10 protein-coding genes are annotated in these 13,785 nt (G+C 62.1%); all 10 read right to left on the bottom strand.

Annotation, left to right across the window (positions count from 1 at the left end; genetic code table 11):
- Positions 1-118: 118 nt before the first annotated feature.
- The 10 genes from SR3_RS32425 to SR3_RS32190 all read right to left on the bottom strand — a co-directional run bounded on the left by SR3_RS32425 (position 119) and on the right by SR3_RS32190 (position 13,608).
- Entirely contained in the window at positions 119-283 is a 165-nt protein-coding gene (locus tag SR3_RS32425) for a DUF5818 domain-containing protein (RefSeq protein ID WP_245653916.1), read from the bottom strand.
- A gap of 201 nt (positions 284-484) precedes the next feature.
- Positions 485-985: a hypothetical protein gene (locus tag SR3_RS32420; protein ID WP_245653915.1), complete on the bottom strand. Its 501-nt coding sequence runs from the start codon at positions 983-985 to the stop codon at positions 485-487.
- 900 nt (positions 986-1,885) lie between these two features.
- Positions 1,886-2,797 carry an adenine nucleotide alpha hydrolase family protein gene (locus SR3_RS13950; RefSeq protein ID WP_157098847.1) on the bottom strand — a complete coding sequence of 304 codons (912 nt, stop codon included), beginning with the start codon at positions 2,795-2,797 and terminating at the stop codon, positions 1,886-1,888.
- A gap of 207 nt (positions 2,798-3,004) precedes the next feature.
- Positions 3,005-3,793: a hypothetical protein gene (locus SR3_RS31295; RefSeq protein WP_068087012.1), complete on the bottom strand. Its 789-nt coding sequence runs from the start codon at positions 3,791-3,793 to the stop codon at positions 3,005-3,007.
- 55 nt (positions 3,794-3,848) lie between these two features.
- Positions 3,849-4,559, bottom strand: a complete 711-nt coding sequence (locus tag SR3_RS13940; RefSeq protein ID WP_157098844.1) for a DUF5983 family protein — start codon at positions 4,557-4,559, stop codon at positions 3,849-3,851.
- A 158-nt stretch (positions 4,560-4,717) separates the two neighbouring features.
- Complete coding sequence (locus SR3_RS13930; protein ID WP_068087004.1) at positions 4,718-4,930, bottom strand: hypothetical protein; 213 nt, start codon at positions 4,928-4,930, stop codon at positions 4,718-4,720.
- Between the two features lie 88 nt (positions 4,931-5,018).
- On the bottom strand, positions 5,019-6,215 hold the full coding sequence (locus SR3_RS13925; protein WP_068087000.1) for a hypothetical protein: 1,197 nt from the start codon (positions 6,213-6,215) through the stop codon (positions 5,019-5,021).
- 85 nt (positions 6,216-6,300) lie between these two features.
- Complete coding sequence (locus SR3_RS13920; RefSeq protein WP_068086995.1) at positions 6,301-10,563, bottom strand: strawberry notch family protein; 4,263 nt, start codon at positions 10,561-10,563, stop codon at positions 6,301-6,303.
- 65 nt (positions 10,564-10,628) lie between these two features.
- Positions 10,629-12,653 (bottom strand): ParB/RepB/Spo0J family partition protein, encoded by a 2,025-nt coding sequence (locus tag SR3_RS13915; protein WP_245653914.1) that lies wholly within the window; start codon positions 12,651-12,653, stop codon positions 10,629-10,631.
- Positions 12,646-13,608: a DUF7146 domain-containing protein gene (locus SR3_RS32190; protein WP_084455550.1), complete on the bottom strand. Its 963-nt coding sequence runs from the start codon at positions 13,606-13,608 to the stop codon at positions 12,646-12,648. Before SR3_RS32190 ends, SR3_RS13915 begins: the two co-directional genes overlap by 8 nt.
- Positions 13,609-13,785: the final 177 nt, after the last annotated feature.

Here is a 13,785-nt window from a genome sequence, read left to right as displayed (position 1 = left end):
CCGAGCCAATAGCGAACGGCGGGACAATTTTTGCCGCCGAAGGTAAGCCACGTTAATCGTGTGATGGTTCAGGACACGCGCAAGGTCAGAGAAACTGCAAAGGCACGTTGGCCTGTGGTCAGACCGCCTGGCGTCCAATCCACTCGACCTGAAGGCGATCGGTCCCGGCGAGACTGCCTTCGACAATAACGTGAAGGCCGTCAAACTCGCGGAGGTTTTCACTGGTGGTGAGGCGGAAAAAGAGGCTGTCTTCAGCCTCAAGCAGTGGGCTGCTGCCGTTCATACGCAAGGTGCCGGTCAAACGGCGATAATGGCTCATTCCCCCGGACATGGTGCTCAATCCCCTGTATTTCAGGGGATCACGGATCGGATCAATGATCCCTTCGCCCCACAAAAAGCCCGCGGCACCATGCCAAATGCGGCGATTCGTAGCAATGGAAAGGCCCCCTCCTCGGGCTCAAAACTGAGTGTTTATCCCAAGGTTTCATGCCGACCCGGCATTGATCGGTCGGCCGATCACATGGGCGATCTGCTGGTCCGTGAAACTCGCTCGAAGTCGAGCTTCGCCTTCGATCATATCGTCGCGGGTCTCATAAACCTCGCTCGTGTATGCGCCGCGGGCAAAGAGGTCGCTCCCCGGTGAAACCATACAGGTATAGGCCGCAGGCCAAAGGCAGACCAGGAGCCACGGCCACCCAGAGGTAGGTGGCCGGTACCGCGCAACGATCACACAGGCGCTGTGGGCGGCAGAGGGCCGGCGGTCGAAAAGGTCCGGCAAGACCAACTCCGGACGCTGCCGGGCGAGGAAGCCCTCAGCCTCCGCCAATTCGTGAGAGTTTTCTAGAAGGATCGGATAATACCGCCCAAGGGGGAGCGTCGAGGCCGCAAAGCGCTCCGGGATATCTATAACCAGCACGTCTGGCATGGTGAGCATTGGACGTCGGTAAAGGCACCGCTTGGCCGCGAGGTCGTCTATCAAACGCATGGTGGCGATTAGGGCTCGCATCGGGATAAGCGTCAAGCACAGAAAGTCGCATAATTGAGAGGGAAAGAAGCGCGCCGCGCCCGAAGGCGCGGGATGTCCATTCCCTCCTCGCTGCAGAACGCGAAATCATATATATGGAAGCGCCATGGCCGAGATTGATCCCCATACGCTGCGAGTCGTCGCCAATCTGCTGCGGTCGCGGGTCTCGTGGCTCCACATGGATAACCGCCTCGATGGACTGCAACGAGTGGGCGTCGAGCGCTGCCTCAAGCAGTTAGCAGCAGACCTTGCAGTATGCGCGGATCATGCCCGCAAGCCAAAGACCGGACGCAATCGTCGAGCCTAGAGGTCGTCCCGGAGCCAGCGGCCAAGACCAAAGCAAGTCATGGTCGAAACGTTAGAGGCGGCTCGCAGACGATTGATACAAGGGCCCAGAATTTTGCTCAGGAGGGGCTGGCGTCGTTCGCAGGGCATTCCCCATTGGCCAGATCCCACTCCGCCCTTGCCGCTTCATCGCGGGTTTTGAAGGTCGGGCGCTCGTCGAATGGGCGTGGATCACAAACGATGCGCCATTTGCGATCTTCGTAGTTTCGGGAGACGCAGCCGCACGCCCCATTGGGATAGCGGACGTCGTGAACATACCATCCGCCATGGCGCCACGGAGAATAGGTGAAAGTGGTTCTACGGGCCAAGATCTGCTCCATTAATAGGATGTTGTTTTTCTTAAGAGAAAACCTGACTTGACGTGCAAATTTCTCATAGCATCAAGCCGGGGAAAGCGTGGAATTGGTTTGCGCTCCCTGCCCATGGACCAGCTCGCGATCACCGGCTTCCCGCGTGGTAAATTGACCGACATGTGGCCGGTGGCAGGTCCCAACCCGAATAGCAGGAAGCGTCTCGTCAGATCTCGATTCCGCTCACGCCGGCATTGAACCGATCAATCCATTCGCGCAGCGCAGGTCGCTCGTGGAGTGGGATTTGCGCGGTGACCTGCTGGAATTCTATCAGATCGACCGGCGCTCCGGTCGCAATGGCGTCGATATCATCATGCGCCAGCAGCTCCCTCTCACGAATGAACGCCGTCATGGTGCCCGGCCGTGTGCGGGTCGCCCTGCGCCAGAGGCCTTCAACATTGCGAAGTCGCGGTGCTGCCCGCGCCTCAAGAAGAACGATGAGCCGGAGAGCCCAGTGCGGCAGCGATGCGACCTCCTCCGGCCGCATCGCCGCGCAGATAAAGCAACTTGACTTGACCGGCACCGGGAGGCCCTCGGCCCGAACGCGTTGAGCGCAGGCCTCGCGATCCCAGCCCCATTCCCGCAAGGGATAGCGGAAATCGTAGCGCGGGTCTTCCACGCCCACGCGATGCGCATACCGTCGGCTGTCTGCCGGAGACGCATCGTAGCCAATGAGCTTCGTCACTCTCCGGCCTCTTGCCCAGGCGGCTTTTGCAGATGGCCAATTCTCAACCCAGCGGTTTTGAGGCGCTATCTTCCACTTTACACTGCAGGACTTCCTGTTGAAGGAGGCCGAGGGCAAAGTCGCATTGGTCAGGCAGTTCTCCAGGATTGTGAAGTAGGGCGGCCAGTGTTTGAAGCGCTGCGGCTCATACTGCACGACGTGATGCTCGATCCCGTGCCTATCCATCCAGCGCTGGAAAACGGGCAGGAATTCGTAGGTCTCTGGACGCTCGGCTCCCGTGTCTGCGGTCAGGACAACATCAAGGCGCATGCGTCTGGCGACCCACTCGATAATCATCGCAGTGCTGTCCACGCCCATGCCCCATGCCGCGACAACCGGGGCATCCGGTTCCATCTTCCACGCGTTCATAGGATCAGAGCCGTCCATTGCTCGGGAAAGGCAGGAAGTCTGCTGGAAACCCGGTAAGGCTGGATCTCATTACCCGTGCAAATGATGTAGACGGGTGCCGAGCTATTGTGTCGGTGCCAGAGGCCCACGGCATAGGCATGGTCGAAAGAGGCGAGGCGCTCACGAAGAGGGGATAGAGAGGGGGGCTCAATCTCAGTCACCAGACTGGTCCCCATTCGGCTTTAAGACAATTGCTTCGTGACCGACATCCACCTCGCAGCCGCCGCAAAAGGCGGCTTCGAACACGTCCACGAGAATCCAGCCCCTTTCGTCGTTTTCCCAGCGAGCGGATGCATCGCAAAGGACATCGCTCGTGCCACATCCCGGGCAGCGCAATGATCTGGGCCTATCCAACTTATCCGCTCTTGAAACACAGCTTTTGTCGGGCTTTTGGCCAGACTTATCCACAAGCACGCGATGTTCCCCGGCGTCCGGCGTTGCCGCCAGATCGCCATGGGTCGCTTGCTCGAACAGACACCTTGCCAAATCGGTTGTCATTTTGGTCAGCGCCTGATCGGCGGTGATCACCGTCACAGCGCCGCCGAACCCATCCTCCTTCATGCGCGAGCAGGTCCAGGCGGACGTAACCATGATATGGTCAATATCTTTGCAACGCCTAAGGATATCCTGGAAGATCCTCACATCAAGGCCTTCGGTCACTTCGACCTCAAAGACCGTGTCTTCCGGTTTGAGGTTGGCGAGGAGCGTCCTCAAGAAGTCGGGCAGGCGACCAGCATCCTCAGGAGCGGCCTCGATCAGGTTAGCGATTTCCGCTACCTGCAACTCGATGGCAGACGGGCGCCCTGTTTTGTTGAAGAAATAGAGCCGATCGCCCCGATGCTCCCAATCATACATCTGGGTGAGCACCAGCACCTCAAGGAGGCTGATTGCGTCGGCAGGCAAGGGTGGCGTGACCACCGTGGGATGGATATATTCGGCCATCACGGCCTCCTTTCATCAATGACAGGGCGCCGGCCCGCCAAGCGGGATCGAGGCCTCACCAATTGTGGACCTTGAGGTCATCGGCGGTATCGCCGTCGCAATCGAGCAGGACGTAGTCGAAACCACCATCCCGCCCGAAGGCCATGAGCGCGGCCAAATCCTCCGGCAGTTGCTCGGCAAACGGGCTTTCTGGCATGCCCGTGGGCACAAACCAGCCATGGACCGAGCCTGCGATATCCATTGGCCTCGAACTCGGTGGCCAATACGACCAATGGCTGATCAGATTGACAGTGCTCATCGTGATATGGGCTGTCGATAGGACGCAGTACCGGCCGCGTTCCAGGTGATGGAGGGAATCGCTTGCCCAGACATTGACCGAAGGCTCGAGCGTAATCGGTTCTCGCGTCATCGTATCCCGATGATGTCGCTCGAAATAAGTCGTGATCGTCGTTTCATCATCCAGCCGCCCTACGTCTTCGGCATCTTCGATCTCGCTCCAATAATCTCGGCAGAAGTTCGCGATTTGGGCTGCTAGGGATTTGGATTCCTGAGCGACATAGATCGTCGTTCCGAAGTTGTGCTCGATCACGCCGACATGGACAGCTATGGGCCAGGGCAAAGCACCCATCGCGAGTGATTTCTCAGCAGCGGCAAGCTCGGCGAGCAGCATCTTGCGGGAGGAGACAGGAGATGACGAATGGGCCTGGAGGGCACGACGGGCGCGGGCGAGCAGTTCCACAAGGGATCTGAGCAAATGGTCGATCATGACGGGATCTCCCAACCGAGGCCGGACATCAAGTTCGGCCATACAAGAAGCTTCAATGCCCTCGGCAGATGGAGACAGGACGGGTTCAACGACTGGACCCATTTGCCGAGGGCAATGGCGGCTGGAGCGAGCTTAAGGCGCTACTGCCAACCGTGACGTCAGGCTTCTCGCGCTACTGCCTCCCGGCGAAGGTCCGGAATCCGGGCGTCGTCATAGGGGCTCTCAACAGACATCTGCAGCGCGGCCTGCTCTGCATGATACCAGTTTCCGGCATCGATCGTGTAATTCTCGCGACCATATCGGTCATTGCCGCTGAAAAACGACACTTCAACAAGGAAGGTTTTCAGGGGATTATGAGGAGATGTGGACATCGGACATATCCTTCAGACATGACTATGGCCGCTCCGGCGGGAACCGAAGCGGCCATCGAGTGGGTTGAAAAGGCGGTGGAAGCGGGGTTCAGTTCACTCGTTCGAGTAGCCTGCGGGCCTTGCCCTCAAGCTCGAGGCGGGCCTCCTGATGGGTCTTGGTGCGCGCATGAGCCGTGATGCCCTGCACAAAATCGTACAGGGATTCCGGCGGGTGGCCTTCCTCAACCAGCACGGTCTCGATAATCTTGGACGTTTCTGCCCTGGAAAAGCCCCGCTTTCTCAGGAAGTCCTCGCGGTCCTCATCCTTGCGCGCCACGATCCGCTCGCGCGCAGTCTTGACACCGGTGATAAAACGCTGCGGTGAACTCTCGGCAAAGTGCTCCAGCGCCGGCGCGGCCTGATGGGCGAAGCGGGCGGCCGCGAATTTCGAGTGGCGGATGTTGACCTCCTCGAAATTCTCGACGCCCCAGAGGCAGCGATTGGCGCAAACGCCGCGCAGATAGAAGGTCGCGATGCCCAGCGTCTTGGAGCCCACCTCTGAATTCCAGCAATAAAATCCGCGGAAATAGATGTCGGGCTCGCCGTTCGGGAGGTGCCCCGCCACAATAGGGTTGCGATCATCCACCAGAAACAGGAAGACGTCGCGATCGGAGGCGTAAAGCGTGGTGGTCTCCTTGGTGATGTCGACATTGGGGTTGTAGCGCATCGAGCCCCAGTCGATGGTACCCGGCACTTTCCAGCGCGTGTCGCCTGTGCCGTCACCGGCAAAGTTCATCACCGCGCTCACCAGCTCGTGATCCCAGATGCGACCGTAATCAGGGCCGGTGGCCGCGCGCAGCTCGGTACGGCCGCTTTCGGTCTGCAGCAATTTGACCTGTTCGCCGCGGTGCGAGATAAGCCCGTGCTGGAGATTGATCCCGGCCAGCGCAGCGGGAAGGTTTCGGAGATAGGAGGCTGGGGCACCGACCAGGCTGGCCAGTTGCCCGAAAGACCAGTTCGTCGGGGCGATCCCGCGCTCGTCACCCGGAGCGATCAGCATCAGGCGTTCGGGATTGTCGCTTCTTGCTTCGACGCGAATGTTGCGGCTTTCGACGATCCGCGTGGTAGCACAATCCGCGCGAGCGCGGACGCTGCCATAGAGATCCCGCAGCGAGAGGAATTTTTCATCATCAGGCCGCGAGAACCATTCTGACGATACCCGCGTGCTGCGCTGGCCACGATTGACATCGATGCTCCAGGGCTGGTGCGACGACGAGGTCTGGTTTGCAGGGGCAGAACTTGCCATTTGCTGTCTCCCGATAGGACGGGGCAAGGTCACCATCCGCCTTGCCACCGCCCCTCCCTCCCCCCTTCCCTCCTTTGGCTGGCCCCTAGGCACGGACCTCGAGTATCTGTGTCAAAATCTCGGCAGCCCGCTCATGGGGGAGAAAGAGCCTTGTCTTAAATCGGATGACCTCGCTGAACGCCCCGCAGGACTTGAGCCAGAGCCGGTCCTCAGGCGGAAAGTCGCGAATTTCCAGACGCCGGCTGTCGTTGACGAAGGCGGAGGCCAGCCTGGCCGGCTTGAGACCGGGAATGGCCACACCCTCGGGCGCGCTCGCCCCTGCGATCATCTCCTGAACGCTGAGGCGGTCGTTGGTTTCGAGACCGAACTCGCGCTCGAGCGCATCATAGGCGTAAGAGGGGATGATGCGGCCGAGGATCGGAACACCGGCGCCATCGTCGATGCGCCAGACCCGCACGTCGCTGTCGGGCAGCCGGTTCCACACGGGCAGCAGCACGCCTGTCGCCATGGTGACCGTATCGACCTCGAGCCTGGCTTCCGCCTCGGCAACCTCTGCGCTCCACAATGCCTCAAAGGCACCGGCATCGACCGGCTCCCAATGCGACGTCGCAAGCGAGGCCACATCGACCCGGAGTGAACCGGTCGGGCGCAGAAGCTGGCAGCGCTCGATCCGTTCTCCCTCATCATTCTGGCCCGGCCAGGTTGGGAGCCGCATGGCGACCCGGCCGGATCGTGCGTTTCGCATCGGCATGGCCTCGCTGGCACCCTTGATCTCGAGCTGAAGGCCGGCCCAGGCCAGCACGCTGGGGCGGCGGTGCAGTTCCAGCCGCATGAGACGGGTTTCAGCACCGGTGGCCGGGTCCCGACGCAAGATCCGGTCGGAGAGCACTTTTGCCTGCTTCACCCGGATCGTCTCGATACCCAGATCAAGCGTTCCGGCCGCGCGCGCGGCTTCGATGCGATCCTCGACCAGGCCGAGGAATTCCTCGAAAATCATGTTCTGGGTGGCAATCCGCAGGGCAAGGATACGGTTGAGCCACCGGTGGATGGGAGGCAGGCGTTCGAGGAGTGCCCCGCCCTCATCGCAGAGCTCGAGACCCGTCATCGCCTGGAAAGCGGCCAGTGACACGCTGCGCAACTTGCCCCGATAGAGCAGACCAAACCATTCATGAAGCGCATCGCGGGCATAGTCGCTTTCCAGATTGTCGGAAGGATCGAAGAGATTTTGCGAGCCGGTCTGCCGCTGGCCACGGGTCAGGGCGCCCAGCGCTTCGAGGCCGCGGATGATCGTGCTCAGGAAACGGCGCTCGCCCCTGCAATTTGTGGTGATTGGCCGGTAGACTGGCGCGCTGGCCTGATTGGTGCGGTGGCTTCGCCCGAACCCTTGCACCGCGGCAAAGATGCGGAAACCCAATTCGAGCAGAAAATGGATGCGCCTCATATGGGCGCTCAGGCTGTTCTTTTCCGCATGCATGGAGCGGCCCGTCGTGCCCGCCAGCGAAAAGGCCCCGACGGGTTTCCTCCCATCCATAAAGGCCTGCGTTTCATAGACGTTTGCACGCGCGCTGCGTCGCTCCAGCTTCTGCCTGCCGGACGCATCGCGCACAATGCGGCGCGAGCGGCCGGTGATTTCTGCAAGCTTGTCGGGCCCGAAATGGGCGAGCAGGGCATCAAGAGCGGTCGGGATGACCGGGAGCGAACAGAGGCTTTCGATCATTTCATCGCGGGCCGCCAATGCCTCCCGGCTCAGCACCGGATTGCCATCGCCATCGCTCATGGGCTCGGCGCGGAGGGCACCATCGTCGCCGCGAAAGACCCGCATCTGCCGTACCGGGAAAGCGTTGTTGAGGTAGTCGGTCATCGTCTCGATCGGCGAGAGTTCGACATCAAGCTGTGCCCGCTCTTCTGCTGAAAGCGCGGCAAGCCGCCGGTCAAGAATGGCCTCGCCCGTGGTCGCAAGCTGAACCAGCACCGCATGGCCGGCTGCCAGTTCCATTTCGATCGCCTCGATCAGCGCGGGCACTTTCATGCCCACCAGCACGGCGGAGAAGAACCGCAGCTTGGCCGATTCAAAAGCGCTCAGGGCAGATCCCTTGGCTCTGGCATTCTGGGACCTGCCGGATATGCGATCGACGATACCGGTCTTGGCAAGCACATCCTGCAAGCCGCGATGAATGATCGCCCAGGCATCGGCATAGGCATCATAGGTCGCGATCTGCTCGGGGGTCAGTTCGTGTTCGAGCGGGTCGTATTCGACATCGGCATAGCTCAGCGCCCGGGCGGTATAGAGGCCCAGCGCCTTCAAATCGCGGCAGATGACCTCGAGCGCCGCAATACCGCCCTCTTCCATCGCCGCCATGAACATGTCGCGGGTGCCAAAGGCCGTGCCCGGGCCCCAGAGCCCGAGGCGAAGCGCATAGGACAGGCTCTCGGGCTTGGCGGCCCCGGTCGCCGACATATAAAGCACGCGGGCACGCGGCAGCGCATTCTGCAAGCGGACACCGGCCAGCCCCTGCTCAGAGCCCTGAGCCTTGCCATAGTCGTTCTCCGTGCCTGCTGCATGGGCCATCGCATGGCTTTCGTCGAAGACCAGCAGGCCCTCGAAATCTCCGCCCGCCCAATCGAGCAATTGCCGGAGACGCGACGCGCTGTCGTGGCGGGCCGTGCGCAGACCGGCATAGGTCAAAAAGACGATGCCGCTGTCCATGGTGATCGGGCTGCCCAGAGGGAAGTTGGCGATGGGCTGGACATCGATGGCGAGCCCACCAAGGGCCACCCAGTCCCGCCGGGCGTCCTCAATGAGATCGGCCATGGAAATCCAGATCGCCCTGCGCCGCCCACGGTTCCACTGATCGAGGATGATCGCCGAGGCCTCGCGCCCTTTGCCGACGCCGGTGCCGTCAGCAATGAAATAGCCCGTGCGGTAAGGTTTGCCCTGAAAATCCTCAAGCAGGCGATCACCGGCAAGATTGGGCGTAAACAGGCCGGTCAGATCGCGGCTGAATGCCTCGCCTGCATGGATGATCGTCTCAAGTTGCGCTTCGGACAGGGCGTCAATGGCCCGCCGCTGCAACAATGGCTGGTAGGTCGGTGCCGGCGGCACGACCGAGGCCATGGCCAGGGACTCGACCAGATCGTCAGGATGGCGCCGCGCACCCTCGATCTCGATCCGGGCGAGCCGCCACGCCGAATAGATTCCAACCTGCTCGCCGGGAGGGAGCGGTTCTTCCCTCACCCGATAGGTCACCAAATCGGGCTCCTGGCCGGATGCCGCGATCCGCAAAGGTGCCGCCGGCTTACGCGTCGGGACCTTCGCTATGACGCCTCCTGCGCGCAGGCGTGGAAGTGGGCGAACAGCCGGCACTGATGGCGGCGGCGTACCCTCCGGTCCCAACCGCTGCGGCAGCGCCAGAACGAGAGGCAGGGCAGCCCTGATATCGGGGGCGATCTGGTTTTGTGTGCGCCCGCTCCAGCCTTTGTCGAAGATGACCAGGCGGACATCGATCGAGGTCCCGTGCTTGGCATAGGGGCTGGAGAGAATGGTGATTGCGACGCGCGGTTGGCAGGTGTCAGCGACGGCAGCGTAACCGGCAGCACCGGTCCCGTCAGCCGAAAAGCTGGAAGGCATGATGGCGACGCAGCGACCGCCCGGCGCCAGACGGCGCAAGGCAGCGGCGAGATGACGCGCGCCGGCATGGCGATCTTTCCCGCGCCCCTCGCTGCGACCGAAAGGCGGGTTGATCAAAACGATGTCCGGCTCTTCATTGGCGGCGAGCAGATCATCGACATGTTCCGCATCGTAGAGCGTGACGCCCTGGCCGAAGATTTGCGCGCACAGATCCGCCCGTGCGGGATCGCGCTCATTGAGCAATAGGCGCGCACCGGCCCGCCTGGCATGGGCCGCCAGCATGCCGGTTCCTGCCGAGGGTTCGAGCACAACGTCGCCAGGCCGGCAGGCTGCCGCGAGCCCGACAAGCCATGACAGCACAAGCGGCGTGCTGAATTGCTGCATCTCGACCTGGCCCTCACTGCGGTAGGTCTGGGTCGGCAAAGCGCCTTCGAGATCGAGCAGCCGGGGCAGGACCTTCTCCGGCGTGTCACCCTTGAGGAGCGGACAATCTTGCGCGGACAGCACCATCGCCTGCGCAGCCTCGAGGGCATTGTAAGCGTCGCGCATCGACCAGAGGCCGGAGCTGTCATCCGCGCCAAAGGTCTCTTTCATCGCGCGCTTGAGCGCCTGGCGGCTGAGCGCGCCAGCGTTGAGGCGGGTGCGCAGGAAGCAGGCGACATCATGGAGCCGCCTTGCGTGCCCCTCATCGGGACGCAAGGCCAGTTGAGCAACCGTCATGGAAAACCTCGTACAAAAAGCAGGCGGGCGCCGCATAGGCGCCCGCCTGTCAGGATCCTCAGAGCTCAGGCGGCGGCAGAGAGGGGCGCGGTCTCGCCGTCCTCGGCGCTCACCTCTTCGAGCGGCTCGTCCGCGAGAGCGGCACCCTCGCTTCCGGCAGGCGCGCTGTGATCGAAACGCATCGGCTCGGGGAGCCAGATGAGGGCCTTGTCCTTCACCTCGGCCTCGACCAGCACATCGCCGGCAAAGAGGCGCTCGGCGGCAGCCGCCAGATCGTGCTTTTTCGACCCGGCATAACGGGATTTCAGATCCGCGCCGCCGATCTCCTCGAAGAGATCGAGCAGCGCTGCCTTCGAGATCTTGTCGAAATAAGTGAGCGCGGTCGGACGCCACCAGGCCGCAACATCGATGTCCAGCTGCACGCCCAGATGATCGAGGAAGGAGGCTTCCTGACGACCATGCGGCACGGCCTGGAGCGTACGGGCAATGGCCCAGCCCAGCCAGGTGCTGCGCGCCGCATCGGGCAGAGCAAGGAAAGCATCGTAGCGCTCGATCAGTTGCCTGTGCTCTTGCCAGCTACGGTCCAACCCTTCCGCCAGCCTGTCCCATTGGTCGGCTGCCGGTGTCCCACTTTCAAAGCCGTGGATCAGGCGGGCAGGCGTGGGGCCACGCAGTTCGCTCGGAGCCCTCGGAAACTGATGACTGGAGGTGTCGGCGAGGATGAAGGTGGCCAGATCCAGCGCGAAGGCCGGATCGCTTGCCACATGAAGCGCGAGCAGTTCGGTTTTCATCATCGCAAGCCTCTCGATCAAGCGCTGATTCAGTGCCGGGCGCTCGTCACTGTCATCCGGCTCGACGAAATCGTCCGCCTGCCCATCGCCCTCATCGCCATCGCCATTCTCATCAACAGCGTCGCCATCCTCGGCGGTCTCGACCGGCACGGCGTAGAAGGTCTCGTGGACACAGGGAACGCCGTCCTCACCGATGACAAGATAGGCCAGCGCCTGCCCTTTCTGATCGTCTGCCAGGATCTCACAGCGGTCCGTCAGATCACTCAGCTCCTTCTCAAGGGCCTCGATGCGCTCTTCATCATCGCCCAGCGCCTCGAAATTGCCCGAGTCCACAGCGTCATTCCAACGCTCAATCTCGGCTTCGAGCTCTTCCTTACGCGCTGCCTGCTCCTCGGTGAGCTCAGGGACTTCCCCGCGCAAACGCTCGAAGCCCAGCGTGGCATGATAGGGCACCCGGGCAGCGACAATGGGCCGAACCTCGCCAAAACCATCGCGCTGGCGCAGGGCTTCGGCCGCTTCGGCCATACGGGCGGTGGCGAGTTCATCGACGATCTGCGTGTCGAGCCAGCGCTGCGTGCCTTCGTCAGAGAAGAGGTCCTCGTCAATGCGGCCGCCGGCTGCCAGATAGGCCTCGCGCCCCACCAACAGGGCCTGGGGATCATTGCCCCGATAGCTGTGGGCCGCGAGCTGACGCCTGATCTCATTGACATTGTCCTGGAAATAGCCGCGCGTCATGATGTCATAGACCGCGACCTGCCGGGCCGTGTCCGAGGTGGATGCATAGGCCTTGGCAACATCGAGCGTGATTTTTCCGGCTTCGAGCGCATCGAAGATCGGCTCTGCCAGACTTGCAAGCCGCAACCGCCCAAGCACAAAGCGCTCGGTAACCCCGAAGCGTTTGGCGACATCGGCCGGCTTCTTGCCTTCGATCTCGATCACATCGCGAAAGGCACGGCAGGCCTGCGCCGGGTTCATATCGAGACGGAAGAAGTTTTCCGAGAGGCTGATCTCGACGGCATCCTTCGCGTTCTTGAGGACCAGCACGGGGACAACGTAATCATCCGGCAAAGTGCCCGCGGCGATCAGACGATGAACGGCATCGAGCCGGCGCCCGCCCGCCGTAATGCGATACTGGCCCTTCTTGCGCGCGACCGGCACGCCCACGAGGTTCTGGATGATGCCGCGATCGGCGATATTGGCCTCGAGCCGCGCATCGGCCTGCGGATCGCTCGTCTTGCGAACATTGGCGGGCGACTTTTCAAGAGCCGAAGCGGCAACAAGAATGGGAAGATCAGACATAGGATTGTATCTCCTGGCGGCAGCGGGCCAACCATTCGGTCCACCTGGCGCCGCCCATCCCTCCCCCCTTCTCTCCCTTGCGCAGGACATCGTTCCAGTCCTTGAAGCCCGCAGGCGGCCAAAGCACATCCACCCGCAGCCCCAACCTCGCGTAGGCATCCACAGCCTTGGCCGCGCCAACCTGACCGGCGGCATCGTGATCAGGCAGCAGGACAATGCGCTCGACGATGGATGGCAGAGCGATCGCGCAAAGACGCCTGGCTCCAAGCGTGGCCCAGACCGGCAAGCCCAGGATTGCCATCGCGGACATGGCCGTTTCTGTCCCTTCCGCGAGCCCCAGCACCGGGCCAGCTTCGGCCAACATCACCGCACCGCCATAAGGGCGCCCAAGCATCCGACGCGAATTGCCCAGATCGCGGGCGCGGCGCGGCTGGCCCCATTCAAGAAAGGTCCGCTGAACGCCGAGCAGGCCAGACCCATCCTGCACGGCGGCAATCATGGCCGGCCGATAGCGAAGATCCTTTCCCTGCCCTAAAGGCGTGGCCCCGCAGAAGCGCAACACCGACGGCAGGGAGACCAGCGAGCGCCTGGCGAGATAGGCCGCTGCCTGCGTGCCGGCGATAGGCCGGCTTTTTTCCCAGAGCTCGCGGGCACGCTGCCGCAGCCAGGCGTCCACGCTCGCCGACTGTCTTGCGATAGGCGCAGGCGCCTCGAGCGATGCCATGGCCCGCCTGTCAAACTGCACAATGGCGCGGATGATGTCGCGTCGGTCGCAACCGGCAAAGCAAGTGAAGAGCAGAGCGCGATCACCGAGCCGGACGGAAAGACTTGGGTTCCGGTCGGCATGGGCAGGACACAGACACATGCCGTTATCACCGCGCCAGGTGCCACCGAGCTTGTGGACCAGCCTGGCTGCGACAAGCGCCAGATCAGGCGCCCGCATGGCAGTGGTCATCGAACAGATTTATAAAAAGAGCAAAGAGCATGAAAGCACCTCGAGCGAATTGGATCGCTCTTCGCCTCCCTTCTCCTCTTCATGTTCACACCTCAGAAACCCAGTAAGGTACCTTGAAGACTATCCCGCTCAAGGCCGGTGCAAAGGAAACAGAGAATTTGCGGAGAAAACCGGCCC

Origin of the sequence: Novosphingobium rosa NBRC 15208, assembly GCF_001598555.1 — a bacterium.
GTDB classification, from domain to species: domain Bacteria; phylum Pseudomonadota; class Alphaproteobacteria; order Sphingomonadales; family Sphingomonadaceae; genus Novosphingobium; species Novosphingobium rosa.
Note: the sequence above shows the minus strand (reverse complement) of the source record. Positions and strands in the feature narration are given on the sequence as shown.